General features: G+C 28.1%; 19 protein-coding genes and 1 pseudogene. 1 reads left to right on the top strand and 19 read right to left on the bottom strand.

Annotated features, from left to right (window positions below; all coding sequences use genetic code 11):
- Nucleotides 1–801: 801 nt before the first annotated feature.
- Together AZI32_RS13260 and pduB are read right to left on the bottom strand one after the other, a co-directional pair.
- Nucleotides 802–1,536: an AAA family ATPase gene (locus tag AZI32_RS13260; RefSeq protein ID WP_010291830.1), complete on the bottom strand. Its 735-nt coding sequence runs from the start codon at nucleotides 1,534–1,536 to the stop codon at nucleotides 802–804.
- Between the two features lie 227 nt (nucleotides 1,537–1,763).
- Nucleotides 1,764–2,462 (bottom strand): propanediol utilization microcompartment protein PduB, encoded by a 699-nt coding sequence (gene pduB / locus AZI32_RS13255; protein WP_061996289.1) that lies wholly within the window; start codon nucleotides 2,460–2,462, stop codon nucleotides 1,764–1,766.
- 549 nt (nucleotides 2,463–3,011) lie between these two features.
- Here pduB and AZI32_RS13250 point away from each other — a divergent pair.
- Nucleotides 3,012–4,313: an erythromycin esterase family protein gene (locus AZI32_RS13250; protein ID WP_061996288.1), complete on the top strand. Its 1,302-nt coding sequence runs from the start codon at nucleotides 3,012–3,014 to the stop codon at nucleotides 4,311–4,313.
- 472 nt (nucleotides 4,314–4,785) lie between these two features.
- On the opposite strand, the gene AZI32_RS13245 is transcribed toward AZI32_RS13250, so the two are convergent.
- The 17 genes and pseudogenes from AZI32_RS13245 to AZI32_RS13165 form a co-directional block, all read right to left on the bottom strand.
- On the bottom strand, nucleotides 4,786–5,691 hold the full coding sequence (locus AZI32_RS13245; RefSeq protein ID WP_061996287.1) for an effector binding domain-containing protein: 906 nt from the start codon (nucleotides 5,689–5,691) through the stop codon (nucleotides 4,786–4,788).
- A 300-nt stretch (nucleotides 5,692–5,991) separates the two neighbouring features.
- Nucleotides 5,992–6,978, bottom strand: coding sequence for an alpha/beta hydrolase (locus tag AZI32_RS13240; protein WP_061996286.1), 987 nt, complete (start codon nucleotides 6,976–6,978; stop codon nucleotides 5,992–5,994).
- Nucleotides 6,979–7,105: 127 nt separating this feature from the next.
- Entirely contained in the window at nucleotides 7,106–8,029 is a 924-nt protein-coding gene (locus tag AZI32_RS13235) for an AEC family transporter (protein ID WP_061996290.1), read from the bottom strand.
- Between the two features lie 66 nt (nucleotides 8,030–8,095).
- On the bottom strand, nucleotides 8,096–8,758 hold the full coding sequence (locus AZI32_RS13230) for a hypothetical protein (protein WP_061996285.1): 663 nt from the start codon (nucleotides 8,756–8,758) through the stop codon (nucleotides 8,096–8,098).
- Nucleotides 8,759–8,848: 90 nt separating this feature from the next.
- A complete protein-coding gene (locus AZI32_RS13225) occupies nucleotides 8,849–9,280 on the bottom strand; it encodes a hypothetical protein (protein WP_061996284.1) in 432 nt (143 codons plus the stop codon).
- 83 nt (nucleotides 9,281–9,363) lie between these two features.
- Nucleotides 9,364–9,900: an SMI1/KNR4 family protein gene (locus AZI32_RS13220; RefSeq protein WP_061996283.1), complete on the bottom strand. Its 537-nt coding sequence runs from the start codon at nucleotides 9,898–9,900 to the stop codon at nucleotides 9,364–9,366.
- Between the two features lie 22 nt (nucleotides 9,901–9,922).
- Nucleotides 9,923–10,411, bottom strand: a complete 489-nt coding sequence (locus AZI32_RS13215; protein ID WP_061996282.1) for a hypothetical protein — start codon at nucleotides 10,409–10,411, stop codon at nucleotides 9,923–9,925.
- Nucleotides 10,412–10,483: 72 nt separating this feature from the next.
- Nucleotides 10,484–10,744: a TfoX/Sxy family protein gene (locus AZI32_RS13210; protein ID WP_061996281.1), complete on the bottom strand. Its 261-nt coding sequence runs from the start codon at nucleotides 10,742–10,744 to the stop codon at nucleotides 10,484–10,486.
- A gap of 474 nt (nucleotides 10,745–11,218) precedes the next feature.
- Nucleotides 11,219–11,881 (bottom strand): Type 1 glutamine amidotransferase-like domain-containing protein, encoded by a 663-nt coding sequence (locus AZI32_RS13205; RefSeq protein WP_061996280.1) that lies wholly within the window; start codon nucleotides 11,879–11,881, stop codon nucleotides 11,219–11,221.
- A gap of 308 nt (nucleotides 11,882–12,189) precedes the next feature.
- Nucleotides 12,190–12,996, bottom strand: coding sequence for an alpha/beta hydrolase (locus tag AZI32_RS13200; RefSeq protein ID WP_061996279.1), 807 nt, complete (start codon nucleotides 12,994–12,996; stop codon nucleotides 12,190–12,192).
- A 358-nt stretch (nucleotides 12,997–13,354) separates the two neighbouring features.
- Nucleotides 13,355–14,098, bottom strand: a complete 744-nt coding sequence (locus tag AZI32_RS13195; RefSeq protein ID WP_345968960.1) for a helix-turn-helix domain-containing protein — start codon at nucleotides 14,096–14,098, stop codon at nucleotides 13,355–13,357.
- A gap of 525 nt (nucleotides 14,099–14,623) precedes the next feature.
- The gene (locus AZI32_RS13190) at nucleotides 14,624–15,256 is read right to left on the bottom strand and encodes an HAD family hydrolase (RefSeq protein ID WP_061996278.1); all 633 of its coding nucleotides are present in this window, start codon (nucleotides 15,254–15,256) and stop codon (nucleotides 14,624–14,626) included.
- 311 nt (nucleotides 15,257–15,567) lie between these two features.
- The gene (locus AZI32_RS13185; protein ID WP_061996277.1) at nucleotides 15,568–15,888 is read right to left on the bottom strand and encodes a TfoX/Sxy family protein; all 321 of its coding nucleotides are present in this window, start codon (nucleotides 15,886–15,888) and stop codon (nucleotides 15,568–15,570) included.
- A gap of 262 nt (nucleotides 15,889–16,150) precedes the next feature.
- Nucleotides 16,151–16,690: pseudogene (locus AZI32_RS13180) on the bottom strand (DUF1697 domain-containing protein).
- Between the two features lie 182 nt (nucleotides 16,691–16,872).
- A complete protein-coding gene (locus AZI32_RS13175; protein WP_061996276.1) occupies nucleotides 16,873–17,412 on the bottom strand; it encodes a hypothetical protein in 540 nt (179 codons plus the stop codon).
- Between the two features lie 194 nt (nucleotides 17,413–17,606).
- The gene (locus tag AZI32_RS13170) at nucleotides 17,607–18,311 is read right to left on the bottom strand and encodes an alpha/beta hydrolase (protein WP_061996275.1); all 705 of its coding nucleotides are present in this window, start codon (nucleotides 18,309–18,311) and stop codon (nucleotides 17,607–17,609) included.
- 387 nt (nucleotides 18,312–18,698) lie between these two features.
- Nucleotides 18,699–19,244, bottom strand: a complete 546-nt coding sequence (locus AZI32_RS13165) for a GNAT family N-acetyltransferase (protein WP_061996274.1) — start codon at nucleotides 19,242–19,244, stop codon at nucleotides 18,699–18,701.
- Between the last annotated feature and the right edge of the window lie 112 nt (nucleotides 19,245–19,356).

Here is a 19,356-nt window from a genome sequence, read left to right as displayed (position 1 = left end):
ACTAAACTTATTTTTGACGAATTAAATTCAAATAAAAATAAACTTTTTTCGTTAGCTTATGCTAAAAATTACCTAGTGTAATTTTAATTCTGAACTTGGAACCCTATATAGGGTTCCAAGTTGACTTTTAAAATTATCCATTCCAAAACTTGGATACCTAAAATAGTGAGACATGCTCCGAATCATTTAGAATTCAATGCTGAATTTTGTACGAAAATATTTTAAGGTTATTGAATAAATTTAAATTGGAGCTTGTTTCCCTATATAGGGTTCCAAGTTGACTCTTAAAGTTATCCATTCCAAAACTTGGATACCTAAAATAGTGAGACATACTCCGAATCACTTAGAATTTAACACTGCATCTTGCACGAAAATATTTTAAGGTTATTGAATAAATTTAAATTGGAGCTTGTTTCCCTATATAATTAGTATAAATGGATTTATTAAAATAAAACACTTACAGTTAGTGAAAGATTAGGAGGTTAATGTTTAAAATGCTTTAAATAATCTATTCTTGTAATATATCTTCACTATACTTTACAAGAAAAAATGGAAACCATATAGGCTTCCAATAATAAATTTTTAGTATATTTTTAATTTTAATAATTTCTTCTTTACTAGGTTTAAATCTTATAATATACTTATCATTAAAATTCTCTTTACTTTTAAGTTATTTTATATTTTATTTAAGTTCTTAATACTAATCTTAACGATAAACTCTATTTATCTATCTTATAGATTTAATTTTTACTTAATATTATCTTACTATAATAAATTACCTATCTTCTTAATATTTTGTTTTTATTCCTGTGATAAAAGTACTTTTAACATTTTTTCAGGTCTATCAAGAAAACTTTTAGTAATTTTATAATGCTCAGTATCTTTATACATAACTTCTTTTATACCATTGTTTAATTCATAAATAATTGAATCTGGATAAGACATTATTATAGGTGAATGAGTGGCTATTATAAACTGAGAATTTTTCTGTACTAATTCATTCATTATAACAAGCATAGACATTTGTCTTGATGGTGATAATGCTGCTTCTGGTTCATCTAAAATATATAAACCATTTCCACTAAATCTATTCTTAATAACTGACAAAAAAGACTCCCCATGGGATTGTGCATGTAGTGATATTCCTCCATATGCTCTACTCACATCTACATCATCTATATTTGTAGCCACATTATAAAAACTTTCTGCTCTTAGAAAAAAGCCATCATTAGGCCTTTTAACACCTCTAATTAATTTAATATTCTTGTATAAATCTGAATGAGTATTGTTTGTTGAAAAATTAATATTTCTAGTTCCACCTTCTGGATTAAATCCACATGCTATAGCAATAGCTTCAAGTATCGTTGATTTACCAGTACCATTTTCACCTACAATATATGTAACTTTAGGATGAAAATCTATTCTAGATAAATCTTTTATCGCGGATAAACTATATGGATACTTAGAAAATGACTCTACTCTTTCTCTACATAATTCAATATATCTTAAATATTGATTGCATTTATTTAAATTCATTTTTTCCCTCCAAAAGTAATTAAATAACAATTTAATTTTCACACAATATACAATCACAGCTAAATAATATACTTCTATTATAAGTAAATTATAACATGTTTTATATAAAACATTATTTGACTTCGACAAATTTTCATTTCTATATACTACGTAAAAACACCGTAAAATTCAGCTTTGAATAATACGGTGCTCAAATAAAGCATTTATTTTTAAATTAAAATCATCTTCTAAATATATGATTTAGTCAAAGATTGAGTATCTTGCCCCATTGCTTTTAATAAAGATAATCCAATCTCTCTTGCAGCTATTACTGATTGTCTAACAGCATCTGAATCCCCAGTAACTGTTATTATTACTTCATTTGTATGTGCCGTTCCTGAATCGGGGCTAGCATATGTTACCATCTGAACATTTGCAGCTTTCATTGCTGTATCTGCCATTACTAAACCAATTGCAGCTGGAGCACCAGCAATTATTCCAAAAGCTTTTCCAATAGGAGCGCCAAATGCTTTTGCTGATGCCAAGCTTGCACTTGCAGTATATGAAAGTTCTAAATGTCCTGAATCACATGCATAAACATCTCCAAAAGTTCTATCTAATTCTTTAAGAGCAACTTCTACTGCTCTTCTTACATCTGTTACATCTTCTGCTGCCAGAATAATTAAGCAACCGTGCCCTGCTCCACCCTTTGTATCTCTTGGCATTTCAATCTTTGCTACTTCTGTATTAGTAGCTTTTACCGCCTCATCTGCTGCCATAATATGTGGTCCTGCACCTGTTCTTCCACTAATTATTCCTATAGACCTATATTTTTTATCTAATCCCATTTTTTCATGAAGAAAACAATCAACATTAGCTATGACTAATCCAATAGTATCTCCAATTGCTGTTCCTACAAATTCTGTTATTGATGCTGATGTATTCATCTTTAGTACCTCTCTTTTCTATCACATTATTATCTTTACTTACTTAAGCAACTTTCTTATTAAGTGTTTTTTCTGCTACTGCTTATATAATTTTATTATAAATCGATTATAACATATCTTGTAAATACTGCATTATTCAATTTTTAAATAATATTTCACTTCGCATTTTTTGTATTATGACGTAAAAAATATCGCAAATTCATTTCTGAATGATGAGATGATTTAATAAATTATTTTTTAGTTATAATGTTAAATTAAAAGAATGTGGATAAATTAAGTTGAAATTTATTTTCATTTTATTAATATACTTTTTTTATTTAATTCTAATTAATTTGATATAAGCTGAATAATCAGCTATTCTTTTAAGTTTTCCTTCAATACCTTTAACTTTAATCACATAAAAACATATAGGATAGGATTATTCTCAACAGTTAATTAAAAACTGTAATAAATATAATTATTTTCCAAAAATATTGTTATTTTCATGTATATATTTTACAATTGATGTGAGTAACAAGTAATTATTATAGAGAGGGCTGGAATATTATTATGGAAAAAGTGAGTCTAAGATTACTATCAATTTTTTTGATACTAGGAATATTATTAACTGGATGTAAAAAAGGCGGAGGTTCAATTCAATTTTCTAACAAGCGTTTAGAACAATCACCTGAGAAAAGAGAAATTATGCAAGAGTATTTGAAAAAAAATTATAGTTCTGTAGATTTAGAAGATGAAAGTGAATTTAAAGATTTATCCATTATGGATTCAGATATAGAAGGAAAGGAAATTTTTTTTACTGCTGAACTTCATGGAACTAAGGCTAATGAACAATTAAATATGAAATTTTTAAAATATTTCAAAGAAAAAACAGATTTTAAGTATTATCTATGTGAGCTCTCTTATAGTGATGCTTATTTTATAAATAAGTATTTAGAGACTGGGGATATAAAAATATTAGAAGATATATATAAGCCACTAAAAGGAACATTCGCATGGAATAAAGATAGTTATAACCATTTTAAAAAGTTATATGAGTATAATAATGCTCTACCTAAAGAAAGCAGAATTCAAGTTGTAGGTGCTGATATAGAACATCAACCAATTAATGCCTATAAGTTTTTAGTAGATGTTTTACCAGATAAAGAAGCGCCTAAAGAAATAAAATCAGTAATAGATAAGATTAAAAATAAATTTAATGATTCAGATGAATTTGATAAAACATTTGCTCAATGTTCAAATGAATTGCAAAATAACATAGAAAAGAATGAAAATATATATAAGGAGTATCTTGGAGAAAACTTTACTGGTTTTAACCTTGTAAATTTGAACGTATTAAATAGCGTAGAGGCATATAAGCATGAGGATTACGTAGATTGGAATAATACTAGAGATAACATGATATATAAAAACTTTCAAATTCTTCAAAAGGAATTACCTAAGGGTAAGTATTACGGACAATGGGGGCTTAACCATACATTTCAAAGTAAAGAAAAAGATATAATGTGGTTTGCTGCCTATTTAAATTCTGATGACTCAATATTTAAAGATAAGATTTTAACAGTAATTTATAACTATGATGATTGTGATATGATGGGCATAACTGATACTATGGAATACACTACTAATGAACTTAACATTATGTACCCTCAAATTAAGGAAACTAACAATTTATTAGAAGGTAATTTGAACATTTATAAATTAACGAGTGAGAATTCACCTTTTTCTGAAACACCAATGTATTATACTTTTAATGGAGAAGAAATAGAAGCAAATATGTTAGATTTTTTTCAATATATCGTTTGTATAAGAAATTCTAAAGCAACACAGCCACTTAATGATGAGTATAATTAGTTAGCTTAGGGTATAGGGTTTGTTACTTTATTATTTTAGATTAAAAATATAGTAACGTGTTATCATGAAAATGTATTATGTATCGAATCTAGTATTGATACTAGATTCGATAATTTAAGATTGCATTCGAACCAAGCGCATAATTGTATACAAAAATTACTAAAGATAATTTTGAAGTAAATATCCCCTTTCCCCAATTTTTTATACTTTATTTTGTTCATTTTTTATCCCCTCAAGTATATCTATCTTTTATAATATGTTACCATTATAAATAAACTATTACACATATTACAAATACATCATTATTCAATTTTCAAATAACATATTTCACTTTCAGTTCGTATTGTATTTGAATTACGACGCAAAAATACCGCAAATCCACTTATGAATACTACGGTATTATATAAAATTATTTATTTTTATAGTTGCTGCACCTTATCTCAAAAACGTGAACAAATTGAAGTTACAAAATTTAGTCATTAACCTTTTTTCTCACTATAGGATACCATAGTTCAATGTAGCCATATTCTTTAGTTCCACCATAAATTTCAAATTCTGCAGCATCAATCTTCTCATAATTTGAAGTAGGTAGCCATTCACTATAAAATCTTTTTTGTAGTGTGTTTAGAATTATTAATAAATCTTCATCCCACTTAAACTTCTTAGATGGAAAAACGACATAAGTTTGCGCTGGAATATGCACCATACTATATCCTTCTGTTTTACTATTATTACCTATGAAAGAACAAATCATATATGGAAATGTATTTTTTTCTGTTTTCCTATAGTTTACTGCACCATGAATCTTACATAAGTCTTGTGGCATAAACAATGGCAAATCTCCAGAATCCTTAAATAACTTTTCATACACTCCTTCTCTGTGGCATCTTTGCCAAAGTTGAGCTGGGCTTTTGTAACTTTCATCACCAGTTGAAGAACCAATAATCTCAATCCCAAAAATATCAAAAGCCTCTTTCCTTTCAATTCTATACTCCATCTCACTATCTCCTTTAATCGAAATTTGAAAGGATATTCGTGGATAGGCTTTAAGTATAACACCCCCATCCCGTACTAATGAGGGCACTATACCATGTAATGTTTGAAATGCTCTCGTAAATGAAACTGGTGACTCATAACCATACTTTAAGGCAATATCTATTATCTTTACATCATTATTTTGAATTTCAAAAGCAGCTAGAGTTAATCTTCTTCTCCTTATATATTCAACCAGAGATATTTCAGTTATAAACGAAAACATCTTTTGAAAATTGTAAGATGAACAACATGCCCTTTGAGCCACAACATCCATATCAATTTCACTCAATAGATTATTCTCAACATAGTCCAATGCACAATTCATTCTTGTAAGCCAATCCATAAGATAACCTCCCTTCAATTAAAAGTATACTGAAGAAAAAAATTAGTGTCGCAACTATTCTTGTACAGAAAATGTTTAGTTTATTATATTTGATAATAAACTAAGATTCATATTACTATTTGACTTTAAAATACGTTTGTAATTTAAACGTTCTCTAAATCCATATTATAACATATTTTGCAAATACCGCATTATTCAATTTTCAGAGAACATATATTTTTTAGTTCGGTTTTTAATCAAATTACAAACTAAGAAACACCCTAAAATTTAAACTTGAATAATATGGTGTTCTAGTAAATTCTACTTCTGATCTTCTATCAATTTTTTTATCTCATTACTTATAACGTCAGGATAAGTGTGGTGTATAGCATGCGTTGACCCTTCAACAACCATTTGCATGCTATCTGTAGACCACTTTTTCAAAGCTTCTTGGCTATTTTCCCATTCAGAATCATCTGGAGCAGTTAGTATTCTAATCGGTAAATTATCTAAATGACCATTCTCTAAAACAACTTTTGCATTATCTTTTGCCATATTGCCTTCATCTATAATGTTTTTGTTATACATAGTTTTTAAACTCATTGATAAATATAATTCTTTTAAATCATTAGGTAGTAATTTAAGGTTTTTTGAATAATAATCTGTATGGTAAAGTGCTAACCTTGCTATACCAGTATACTTCAGTAACTTATAAGTAGACGCTGTACTGCTGCTAACTTCTAAGCCATTTTTAGCATAATACTCAGGATTGCCACCATCTATCAGAACTAAGCCAGCTACTTCATCTTTATACATTTGTGCAAATCTTATTACCTGTAATGATGCATATGAATGTCCAACTAATATATATGGAGCCTTTTCTCCTGATTCTATAAGTGCACTGTGCATTTCCTCTACAATAGAATCTATATCTCTTGGTTTATCTGTTACGTCACTCCATCCATGCCCTGGCCTATCATAAGTAACTATTTTAGTATACTTTGAAACTTCATTATACAAAGGATAAAAATCAGCATATGCACTTGGAGTAATATGTCCTGAGCAAAAAACTACGGTAGTATTTCCTTCACCTTCGCTGAAAACGTTAATTTTATTATCATTTATCTCAACCATTTTTCCTACTGGAAGATAGTTTTTTGTGTCTTTATATTCACCAATTTTTCCGTATAAACAACCAATTAATAAAACAATAACTACGCAAGTTAAAACCCTAAATAAATACTTTTTAAATAATTTTCCATCTTTTGATTTATTTTTTCTTTTATCTTTCATTGTTTCTAATCTCATTTATAAATTCCCCCTAAAATATAGCTATTCTCAAACAAAAGATAGTTATATTTTTAATAAATATAAAATATTTTCATTTTTAAATAGTATTATTTAATTTTCAAATAACATTCTTAACTAATATATCTTATATTTGATATAACCAAACCATAATTGGCATTGTTACAATACATACAATATTCGTAACTACATTTATAACACTAGCATATTCTCCGTTTTTATCATATATTTGAGCCATTTGTGCAACTGATGATGCAGATGGTGTGATTGTTGCAAGAAGGCTAATAAGTAAAATTATCTTGCCATTAGGTACTAAACTTCCCATTCCACTATATTTAAGTAAAAGTAAACTTATAAATGGACATACTATCATCTTAAGAAAAGTAATTATGTAAATTCGTTTATAAGCAAATATCTTTCTAAAACTCATATTTGCAATCAACATTCCCACTACAATCATGCAAATAGGGCCAATCATAACACTTACTGACTCCATAGTGTCTGTAATAAAATCTGGAAGTTGCAGCCTGGTAACAAATAATAAAACTCCAAAGAAAATAGTAATCATATTAATATTTAAAAAGATTTTTTTCAAATCTATTTTCTTATCTTCACAAATCACCATTCTTCCATGAGTCCATAAAAGAACTAACTGTACACACATAAATGCACTAGAGTAAATAACCCATTCTTTTCCTAAAACAGCAGTTACAATTGGAATAATCAGATTTCCAGCATTTGAATATATTATAGATACCTTTTCAACTGAATCCAAATGAAATATTTTTTCAAGTATTTTTACTAAAATTAATAATTCAATATGAATCAATACAGCCGCTACAAAAGCAAAAATCAATCCGTTCCGTATATTTTCTGTATATTTAACTTGAAATGCATTAATAATCACACAAGGCATTACCAAATAAAGTGCAACTATTGAAAGACTTTTACTTTCTTCTGCTTTCAATAAATTTGTTTTCACTAATATAAATCCCATGGCCATAACTAAAAAAAGTTCAGCAATCTGCTTCATTAATAACAAACTAATCAAAATTTCACCTCCACAATTTAATGTCATTCTTTGGTACCTTCATTCTATAAATTACTCAACTATTTATCATTTATCTATATTTTTAGGGAAAAATCTCCACACATGAGAAATCCCAGTTTCAATCTCATGTGTATTATTGAATATACATTTATATTCATCTAAATTAATAAACTCCTCCATTATTATTTTTAATTCATCTAAAGTTGATATATCATCACAATTAGCACTAATTCCATTAAATTCTACTTCTCCTTCAAAAGAAAATGGAACATCTTCACCATATTCATCATCCCAATACACATTTGCAGTTCCTGTCCATCGAACTAGAAACTTATTTCCATTTCTTTCTAAGAATTTAATTGTTCCACTTGTTACATCTTCATGTTCAAAAACATACAATGTTCCCGCTTCTTCACCATTTGCATTATATTGAGAATCCCATTTTAAAGAAAGTCCTTCTATATCTTTCCATGATTTTATATCAAGCCTAAAACCATTGTTATGATACAAACAAGGCGAAACCGATTCATAATAAATTTCTTCATCGTCTTCCAATTCTTCATTATCTAATTCTGTTACAAAATCCCCTTCGCTCATATCTATTTCTATAGACCAGTAAAATTCTGATAATCCAGTACTCTGCATTCTTTTACTCATGGTAGAATCCATAAAACTTCCACTAAGCGTAGCACTCTCCACATAAAACTTTAAATTTCCTAACTTAAACATATTTTTCCTCCACAAATTTACTATTTATAATGTCCAATTTCAAATTGGAATTTATTAAACTATATGGTATGCTCATAATAAAAATCTTAGCTAAATGCAAGAGCTGTCAATTCCATCAAAAATAAATTTATCTTGATCTTCATCATAAAAAAAATGAACTTCAAGCCCTAAATAATCATCAATGGGCATTTGTTTTGAATTAGGGTGAAATCCTAAAAAACATGTCATAACACTAAGATAATCAAAATCCTTAAAATAAATATCTCCAATATACCACTCACCAGTCATTTCACAATTTCTAGGAAACATATCAATGTTATTATTACAAACATTTTCATCGTTCACATAATCAGTTATTTCATTAACTATATTTTTTAAAATTTCATCATTATGCTTTTCAAATAATGCTTTAAGTGATAAATCTCCGAATATAGTGCGTGTTTGTAGCTTATTTTCATAAGTCACATACACATTATTTGTATTAAAATTTGGTAAAAAAATCTGTTTTAATTCTAAACTCATAGTAATTACCTCCTGCTATATAAATAATCTCCAATCCAAATTCCTATTTAAATTACTGAAATCTATCACTAATCAAAATCATTTCATGAGGACTCATACTCTAAATCAAATTCTTCTTCACTAATTAAATTACAAATAAACTCTTTAAAATTATCTGCTAATTTAGTTATTTCATAATCATATTCCTGATCAATATGTACAACACTTGGTTCCCCTTTAGGTCCACATTCCCTATAATCTAAAAATATCATATCATGTCCAGCTGATGGACAATCAGCTATTGCAACCCCAATGTCAGGATACTCCCACTCTTCAATCCAAAATCTACTTCCAAATTCTCCACACAATGAACATGATTTGTCTAAAGCAATACTAAATAATCCTGTTATGCCTATGTGGTCTTCTGCCCAGCTTGTAGGAGTTTCTGTACGAATGACATCTTTCTTAAGAAGTCCTCCATTATGAATACGCATTAACTCTATATATGCTTCAGGCAATTTATACAATATTTCCTGCTCTACCTGTTTTATTATTTCATCTGTAGGATAGTCAGATATATATTTTTTATATGAATAATCACAATCATCCCAAAGATTTTTCAATAAATTATCATCAAACATAACTACTCAACTCCTATATAAATTAATACAAATTACTATTTATAACACCCCACCATTCTAACCCATAATCAAAATAATTAGACCATTTATGTTCCCAATAAGCATCTGGTGTAGTCCAGTCTATTCCACTACACCAATCATATATATCAATGTTCTTAATATGAGAAAACAGAATATCGTTAACATGAAAAAAATCTTCTTTCTCTAATTCACTGCCATATGGTGAATCAAGAAAAGCATGTTCATATGCAGCTTCAATTCCGTCTTCAAAAAAATCATCAACAGAATATGGAACACCTAGCATTTTAGATTCCTCAATATCAAACTTTTCCTTATAACGTTCTGCTATAATTTCCATTGCATTTATAGCAGCTTGTCTATGTTCTTCCATACCACAATGCAACATATCATTCTTGAAAATCACATAATCAACAACAATATTATTGCCCTCACCTTTATTATTTAATTTATTAATTAATGAATAAGCAGGATGACGTACCATCTCTTCCATTTTTCCAACTCCTTTAAAGATTTATTAAATTCTTGTTATAATATTCGTTTTATTTCATAAATCTCTAAATTGCTATTTGTCTTTATGGCAATTATAAAAATCTTTTAATTCTGCTTTTCTTTCTTTTGATAAGTCTGTTTTTTTAACACCTTGAATTGCACCTTCCAATGCTAATAATCTATGAATACACGCATAGGCATCAATTTCTTGTATTTTCATCCAAACCTGTTCTGTGCCAATATTTTTTAATTCATCATAAGTAAATATTCCTACTTCATTTAACTGCTTTTCAACTTTTTCTCCAATATTAGGCAATTTTAATAATTCCCCCATAATAAAACTTCCTTTCAAATTGTTATTTACCTTTTAATAATTACAGGGTATTCAATGAATACCACATTATTTAATCGCATTTCTATGAACTTATAAATATCCTTTTTCTCCAATTTTTTATACTTTATTTTACTAATACCCCCTCAAGTATATCTATTTTTTACCACCACTTACCATTATAAATAAACTATTACACATATTGCAAATGTATCATTATTCAATTTTTAAATAGCATATTTCACTTTCAGTTCGTATTGTATTTGAATTGCGACATAAAAATACCGTAAAATTCATTTCTGAATAATACGGTATTTAGAAAAATTATTTGATTTTATATTTTAGTCGTTAAATAAGAATATTGTGCAAGAAACTTATTGTATATTATGCTTATACTGTACGCGACCATGACCTTGCCTGTTGCAGAAGTTTTACATAAAGAAATTAATTCAGTTAAGCCATAGCCACTCACCACAACTAAAGCGTCTCATCTAACTTTTGAATCTTTGAGTGGGAAATTAAATATACATTGCCTAAAATGTCGATTTTGTTTCCTTTTACACGTACAGCACAATCTTTGTTCGACGCGTAAACATTCATTTTTTCTGATAATGGAGATAATTCGCCTTGAATCTGTTCAATGTTATTTTCAAGATCAAAATGAGACAGCACAGAAAAATCGTCAAGACCGATACCGTTGTAAATAGAACTTATGTCACATTTATAACCAGTATATTTCGAGCATAACCATTTAGCGGACATGTTTATCGCACCGGCGCTTGTTCCCATCACAACGGCTTTGCTTTTTTTAATCAAATCCGATAATTGATATTCAATCAAAAGACCGTTTTGTTCAACAGTATTTCCACCCAACAAGAAAATGACCGAAGCATTCTGAATTAATTTTTGGGCCTCTTCCTTCTGTACGCTATAATCAATTAAATGATATTTATCAAATATAATGTTGGCCTGGTCAAGCCACGAACGTTCAGTAGCACCAACTTCCTCATCTTCATGAAGAAATGGATTGGCGCTAATCATAACAAGCGATTTTCTATCAGTTATATCCTCATACAACAATCTGACCAGTTTCTCAAGAAAAATATCGTTAAACCAACCTAAATAATAGTGAGTTTTCATAAGTACCTCCATATTAAAGTTTATATAATATAAACAATTTTCAGTTCGAATTATAATACAATTATAACATATTTTGTAAATACAGCATTATTCAATTTTCAAAGAACAAATTTTATTGTTTAGTTCACAATATAATCATAATGTAATCTTGTTCTTGAAATACAATATAAAAAATACCGCTAATTCACTTATGAGTACTGCGGTATTTTAATATATTATTTTATATTTACTTTTTAAGTTCATTGATAAATTGGAGCTTAACTCGGTATTATGCTCAAAATTCATGCTTATTTATTATCAATAATCCTCTATGCATTCAAGAAACTTAAAACTTGACAGTTAAAGTCCTTTGATTCTTCATACGCTGCGTGTCCAATCCCCTTAAGTATTACAAGCTTGCTATCCGTTATTCTTTCAGCAATTTCCTCTGATGAATTTTTGCCAACTACTTTATCACTGTCACCACCTATCACTAAGGTTTCACAATTTATCCTATTCAGCTCATTATAGGTATTATGGCTAATGCAAGCCTTTGCCTGAATAATAAATCTACTAAAATCTTTAGGTTTACCGAATCTGCTAAGAATAGGGTATAGTAGTCTGTATTTTTTTATATTCTTATCACTATATGATTTTTCAGCTGTAGTGATCACTATACCTTTATAGTCATTTTTTTCAGCCATTGATACCCAACTTCTGACAACACTCTTCAATGTTTCATTTTGCCTAGATACCGTTACAGCTAAAACTAGTTTATCAATCAGCTCTGGATAATCAATAGCAATATATTGAGCAATCATTCCACCTTGAGAAACTCCCATTATAGAAGCTTTGCAAATCCCAAGCTTTTTCATTACTTCTGCCTGATCTTTTGCCATATCTTTTGTAGAATAACCTTCCTCTAATTTATTTTTTCGACTAAAAAAATATACTTTATAATTTTTTGCATATTCTCTATACGTCATTGCAAGGATAACTGCAGTACCTTTAACTGTTTTTAATCCATCTCCCAAACCAGGAATCACAATTAGATTTTTCTGACCGTTTCCAAAACAGATATAATCCATATCTGTATCGCCTATTTTAATATTTCCATTTATTGCATTGCAGAACATACAAACATCCCCCATATATTCTTAGTTGTTTGCACAAGATTATGCAAATAATCTGTACTATAAATTCCTATTTATATGTATCCCTTATACAGATAATTTTTTGTTTAATATTATCTTCTTATCATGAATTAATTATAACATATTTTGTAAATACCTCATTATTCAATTTTCAGAGAACATATATTTTTTAGTTCGGTTTTTAATCATAATGTAATCTTGTTCTTGAAATACGATATAAAAAATACCGCCAATTCACTTATGAGTACTGCGGTATTTTAATATATTATTTTATATTTACTTTTTTACTCTATCAGAACATTGGACTTTATCTATTAGATTCTGCTCTTCTATACATAAGCTATTTTATAGGAGCTAATTCAATATATCCTCTAGTCCCAATTGGCTCAAGTTGAATGCGTGGATTCATATCATCCCAGCTATACCCTATAATAGCTGGATTGTACTTCTCAATAGAATTCCATACAGATTCTATAGCTTTACAATAATCTGCTTCTTCAAAAGGTTCACCTTGAAACATCAAATATTTTGCAGATGGTAATTCAATAATTTCAAAACCTTCAGGTGCTTCGCAATCATATTCATCACAAATCTCTACTCCCTGAACATATTCTGAAGTTCCAGGCTTAATGTAAGAAGAAGGTAACCAAAGACATACTGGCTCATCACTAATTGACTTTATACTTTTCAATAGCCCCCAAGTATCACAACCAACTTCCTCACAGTAATCAAAATAATTATTAGCCTTAACCCCTCTTTTGATAATCACTTTTCTAGCAGGTTTTTCAATTACTTGAATAAAAATGTTTTTTACATCTTCCATTTTTACATTCTCCTTTCTAACTGTTCTATATTTCACACCATAAGGAGTAAAAAGGTATATAGGTACAGGTTTTAAAGCATATTCATGTGGATTTATACCAAATTCCCTAAAAAATGCTCTTTGAAAGCCATCAACACTTCCGAAACCACTCTCCAAAGCTACATCTACTATTTTTTCTTTTTCATCTCGAAGCCTCAATGCTGATTGCGATAAACGAAGTCTGCGAATGTAATTAGCTGGTGTAAGATTAATCCATTGTATAAATAAGCGATAAGAATACCATGGAGAAAATAATTATACTTTTGATAGGTCAGCAAGTGTAATCTTCTCATTAATATTAGCTTCTATAAAATCCTGCATTCGTTGGACTGCTTCTTTTTGCTCCTGCATTTCTTCCATCTCCTTATACTAGAATTATATTATTATTACAAAGGAAACTCTCGACTATTTTTGCTTTGTTTTTCCTTCAATATTACTACTAAATTTCTATTTATCTATATGTTTTATACAAATAATTTTTACTTAAGTTTAATATTACAAATCAGTTGTATCATACTCTGTAAATGCATCATTATTCAATTTTTAAATAGCATATTTCACTTTCAGTTCGTATTGTTTTTGAATTACGAAACAAAAAATACCGTATATTCTTCCTGAATAACATGGTATTATGAATAAAGTATTTAATTATTTAATTTGTACGTGATTTTTTAAAATTATTCAAATAATCTAATAGATAAATTAGTATATAGGCTCTTACTACAATACTTTCGAAAAAAATTCTTATTATAACACATCGAGTAAGTCATTTAATTGTGAAATCTCTATATCTGGAATATATTCATTTGATTTTGGATTCTGAATTCCACCAAATCCCTGCTTAATCCATATTGTCTTCATTCCAATTTGCTTTGCTGGAAATATATCGTTATCTAATCGATCTCCAACCATAACTATTTCTGATGCTTTGTATCCTGATTTTTCTACTGCAATCTCAAAAAGTTTAATATCTGGCTTCATAATCTGATAATCCCATGATGAAATTGTAAGTGAAAAATATTTTAAAATTCCTAATTCTCGTAATCTATCTGTAAGTCTATTTGTTTGATTGGCAATAATGCCCAAATCATATCTTTTGGATAAAGTCTGTAATACTAAATCCACATTATCATATAGTTTTTCAAGATTATGCCTATAAGGAGCTGCATTTTTAAAACCAAACTTTTTTATAACTGTTCGATATTGTGCTTTATAATCTAAAGAAGCTTGAACAATTTCAGCATATATTTGTTCAGGTGATAGATTAAGTAATTTTGCTTCTTCCGTTTGTGATTGTTCCAAACACCTCTGTTGCCATACATCATCTTCATTAATTAATGTGTAACCTATATCAAAGAATATACATTTAATATTTTTCATTACTTTACCTCCTACTAAAAATATTTCTACATATTATTAATATTCTACCATCAAACCTCCTATTAATAAGGTAGTTTACAAATCAAATTATCTCTCATAATAATACTATAACGAATTAATTATAACATATTCTGTAAATGCTACATTATTCAGTTTTCAAAGAACATTATTCATAGTCTGAAATTGAAACCTACGTCGCCTTTTTTTAAATTACGAAACAAAAAATACCGCATATTAACTTTTGAATAATACGGTATTTTAAACGATTATTTATATTTACTTTTTAATTTCCTTAACAAATTGGAAGTTGCTTATTTCTTCTTTTTAGGTTTTGGTGATGGCAATTCATCATACATAACTTCAAATAATCCTGATAAGTATTCTTTATTATCAACTTCATCAACCAATAACATTTCTTTCGCACCCTCATATGGCAATTCATAAGATGTGGTAGTTATATATGTAATTGCTGACTTAACAGGCTTTACCAATAATTTATCATCATATATTCCACCTACAATCTTCCCTCGATAGTAGATAATAAATTCTCCCATCATTGCTTTGTATGTTATATCTTCAAGTGTAGATAATTGACCTAAAATAAACTCCAAATATTCCTTACTTGATGCCATCTCACTCATCCTTTCAAATCCCTATTTATCTGTATCTCTAATACAAATAAATTTTACTTAAGATTATCTTATTACGAATTAATTATAACATATTTTGTAAACACTGTATCATTCAAACTTAAAAGATTATGTAATTCATATTTTTTTTAAATTTCAAAACAAAAAATACCGCATATTAACTTTTTAATAATACGGTATTTTAATACGTTATCTATTTTTTGCTTAATAAATCCTAATTGATAAACTGAAATTTGAAAAGTAATTACATTCCAACTAACTTCCTGATGGTGTTTGCCGTTCTTATTGTCAACTTGTTGCTGATGTTTGCACTTGCCGTCTTTGACCACCAGTTTGTTTTTTGATAATCTTTTCGACTGAAAGACCAGAATACCACTTTTTCGTAGTTCTTTATCTTTTCTAATTCTTCCTTGGGTTCTCCAATCTCGTTGAATACTTCAGCAAATGTAGCTGGAGGCATAATAAAAATTAGATTGTCATAAATGCCCTTATTTTCATTGCCCCACCAGTCAGGTGCATTACGCAAAATGTCCTCAAGTTCTTCTTTTAATATGACAAAAACAGGAATATCCGAACCAAACTGATTTTTTATAATTGTTTCAATCTGGTTTGTAAAGCTCCCTATGTCATCTCCATCACTTGAAAAAATCACATTGCCACTGTTCAGATATGTCTTAACTTCTCTAAACCCAAGTTACTCAAAGCCATTCTTTAATTTTGCTATTGGAACCTTGTTTTTACCACTTATATTGATACCACGCAAAAATGCAATATATCTTTTCATATCCGCTACTTCCCCCACACAAATTATAATTTATTTATTTAACCTAAATAAATTATAATATATATACCGCAGTATTCGAAAATGAATACGCGGTATTTTAATATATTATTTTATATTTACTTTTTAACCTCATTTTAAGTTCATTTTAAGTTCATTTAAAAATTGGAATTTATATTAATAGTTTATCTATAAATAAAATCTTTGATTTCATATGGTATAGGAATCTTATTAGTTAAATAATACTCTGCAATAGCATCTTCTAAATAATCATAAATATCGTCATCTGTATATGCTAATTTGAATATATCAACTTGATTATCAGTAATTTCTCCATTAGCATATTTACGAGCATAATTTCCATTATCCTTTATATAATCTAAAATCATTTTTATCTTTATATTTTTTTCTTCATCAAACAAACCACAACTTACTAAATTTTCTTTTAAAAAATTGCAAAACCATTCAAAATTATCATCCCAATTTATATTTCCGTTATTAATAGCTTCATTTCTTAATTTTACTATCATTCTAAGAATTTCACCTTGAAGGTTATCAGCCTGTCCTGATTCAGGTACCATCTTTCTCCATATATATTTGCACTCTTCAAAATGTATTTGTAAATAACCTCGTACTCCTATCTTCTCTACTACTTCATACTGTTTGCTCCAATCGATTTTATCATCATTTATTGTAAAGTTCTCTAATTCTTTTGTGTTGTTCATGCCTATCTTTTCCTCCACAAATTTCTATTTATCTGTATCTCTCATATAAATAATTTTTATTTAAAATTCTTCTATTATCATCAATAAATTATAATATATTTTGTAAACAACGTATCATTCAAACTTAAAACATTATTTAATTCGTAATATATTGCTCATATTACCTTTTAAATTTCTTAACAAATTAGAATTCGTTAGTCAATATGTTTTCGTAACCAATACTTGAATACATTCAATTGATCTTCCGTATGGAAGTAATGTTCTGCTTCATCTACGACTTCTAATTCACAATGATATTTTTTTATAAAATAATTAATAGTTTCAAATTCACACAACTCATCTTTTGCCCCATACATAATATCTGTATTTACATTCCATGTATTAATAGGATGTTGTTTTACATAACAAAAGTAGTCCCAATACAACTTTTGACCAATAGGTGTTTCTATAATCATTTCCTTTTGCAAACGTTCTGGTGTTATATTAAACCATCTCATCATATTTTCTATGATTCTTTCCATATTAACTACTGGTGATAAAAATAATGCCTTTCTTAATATATCATTTTTATATTCTAAAAGACTAAAATAAGCCCCCATACTACATGCAAACAAATTCACTTCTTTCCAATGTTCCTTTGCATAATTCATAATTATAGATAAATCACTAACACAAAACTGTACTTTGCAAGGAGTGCTCTCATTTTTTCTTTCTCCATGCTCTGGTAAATCAAAGCTCAATACTTGATAGCCTTTTTTAAGTGCTTCTTCAGCTAAAATTTGAATCACAACATCTTCCTTATTTGACATATTTCCATGTACTGCAATAAAAAGTTTCTCACTGTTTTTTCCCCACAAAATTGCAGGAATATTACTAATATTAAATTTATCTTTAAACATATTTCCTCCATAATTTATAGAGGTAAAACCCTCCATAAAAGTTCTTTATTTTTTTTGTTTATCATATATAAACTCCTCCTTTCTCAGTTAATTGTATATAAAGTATACTAACTGCAAATTTCTATTTATCTGTATCTCTTATACAAATAATACTCATTTAAAAATTTCCTATTATCATCAATAAATTATAACATATTTTGTAAACACCATATCATTCAAACTTAAAAAACTATTTAATTAGTAATTTTTTTGAAATGCGACGAAAAAACACCACTGAATTCAAAATTGAATAATGCGGTGTTTGAGTAAATCATTCTTTTTTCATTTATGTCACAAGATAAGAATGTTGTAAATTAACTAATGTTACGATATATATAGGATGCTTGATTATAATAATAATGCCATTGTATAACCATCTATATAGCTACCATCAGATAACATCTTGTCATTTCTTAATGTGCCTTCTATTTCAAAACCCAACTTTAAATATAAACTTATTGCTCTATAATTGTTTGTATCAACTTTAAGTGTAATTCTAGATATACCATTTTCTTTTGCCCATTCAATTCCTGCTTTCATTAATTTTTTACCTATACCCATTCCACAAAATTCTTGCTCAATTGCTAGTCCAAATTCAGCAGAATGCCTAATCCTTTTGTTGACATTTCCATTCAATCCACATATTCCAATTACTTTTCCGTCTGTTTCTGCCACAACCAATAAATCTACTTCTGAATCTGCCTGATTCTGAATAAAATTTTTCTCTTCTTCAATTGTTGGATTAAATTCATCAGGGTTCTTTAGTAGAAAATCAGTTTCTTTACCAACTTTTTTAATAAGATTAATCAATTTTTCAGCATCTTTTACTTCTCCATTTCTTATGTTAATTGTTCTATTATTAATAATATATTTAATTTCTCCTATTTTTCCCATTTTAATCCTCCTAATAAAGTTATCTATATTTTTATATAATTATATTTGAAAAGGCAATTGAATACAAATATATATTTAATAGTAAACTAAAATTTACAATTGATTTGCTACG

Origin of the sequence: Clostridium sp. ATCC 25772, from assembly GCF_001573875.1 — a bacterium.
GTDB classification, from domain to species: Bacteria; Bacillota; Clostridia; order Clostridiales; family Clostridiaceae; genus Clostridium_J; species Clostridium_J senegalense.
This window is presented reverse-complemented; position numbering and strand designations above follow the sequence as displayed.

Excerpts from the sequence above, each read along its gene's own strand:
- AZI32_RS13220 (WP_061996283.1), bottom strand. The coding sequence starts at position 9,900 with ATGTTTGATGATAATTTATTGAAAAATCTTTGGGATGATTGTGATTAT.
- AZI32_RS13210 (WP_061996281.1), bottom strand. The coding sequence starts at position 10,744 with ATGGGGGAATTATTAAAATTGCCTAATATTGGAGAAAAAGTTGAAAAG.
- AZI32_RS13250 (WP_061996288.1), top strand. The coding sequence starts at position 3,012 with ATGGAAAAAGTGAGTCTAAGATTACTATCAATTTTTTTGATACTAGGA.
- AZI32_RS13205 (WP_061996280.1), bottom strand. The coding sequence starts at position 11,881 with ATGAAAACTCACTATTATTTAGGTTGGTTTAACGATATTTTTCTTGAG.
- AZI32_RS13260 (WP_010291830.1), bottom strand. The coding sequence starts at position 1,536 with ATGAATTTAAATAAATGCAATCAATATTTAAGATATATTGAATTATGT.
- AZI32_RS13200 (WP_061996279.1), bottom strand. The coding sequence starts at position 12,996 with ATGTTCTGCAATGCAATAAATGGAAATATTAAAATAGGCGATACAGAT.
- AZI32_RS13225 (WP_061996284.1), bottom strand. The coding sequence starts at position 9,280 with ATGAGTTTAGAATTAAAACAGATTTTTTTACCAAATTTTAATACAAAT.
- pduB (WP_061996289.1), bottom strand. The coding sequence starts at position 2,462 with ATGAATACATCAGCATCAATAACAGAATTTGTAGGAACAGCAATTGGA.
- AZI32_RS13185 (WP_061996277.1), bottom strand. The coding sequence starts at position 15,888 with ATGGCATCAAGTAAGGAATATTTGGAGTTTATTTTAGGTCAATTATCT.
- AZI32_RS13165 (WP_061996274.1), bottom strand. The coding sequence starts at position 19,244 with ATGGGAAAAATAGGAGAAATTAAATATATTATTAATAATAGAACAATT.
- AZI32_RS13190 (WP_061996278.1), bottom strand. The coding sequence starts at position 15,256 with ATGAAAAATATTAAATGTATATTCTTTGATATAGGTTACACATTAATT.
- AZI32_RS13245 (WP_061996287.1), bottom strand. The coding sequence starts at position 5,691 with ATGGATTGGCTTACAAGAATGAATTGTGCATTGGACTATGTTGAGAAT.
- AZI32_RS13230 (WP_061996285.1), bottom strand. The coding sequence starts at position 8,758 with ATGTTTAAGTTAGGAAATTTAAAGTTTTATGTGGAGAGTGCTACGCTT.
- AZI32_RS13175 (WP_061996276.1), bottom strand. The coding sequence starts at position 17,412 with ATGAACAACACAAAAGAATTAGAGAACTTTACAATAAATGATGATAAA.
- AZI32_RS13215 (WP_061996282.1), bottom strand. The coding sequence starts at position 10,411 with ATGGAAGAGATGGTACGTCATCCTGCTTATTCATTAATTAATAAATTA.
- AZI32_RS13240 (WP_061996286.1), bottom strand. The coding sequence starts at position 6,978 with ATGAGATTAGAAACAATGAAAGATAAAAGAAAAAATAAATCAAAAGAT.
- AZI32_RS13170 (WP_061996275.1), bottom strand. The coding sequence starts at position 18,311 with ATGTTTAAAGATAAATTTAATATTAGTAATATTCCTGCAATTTTGTGG.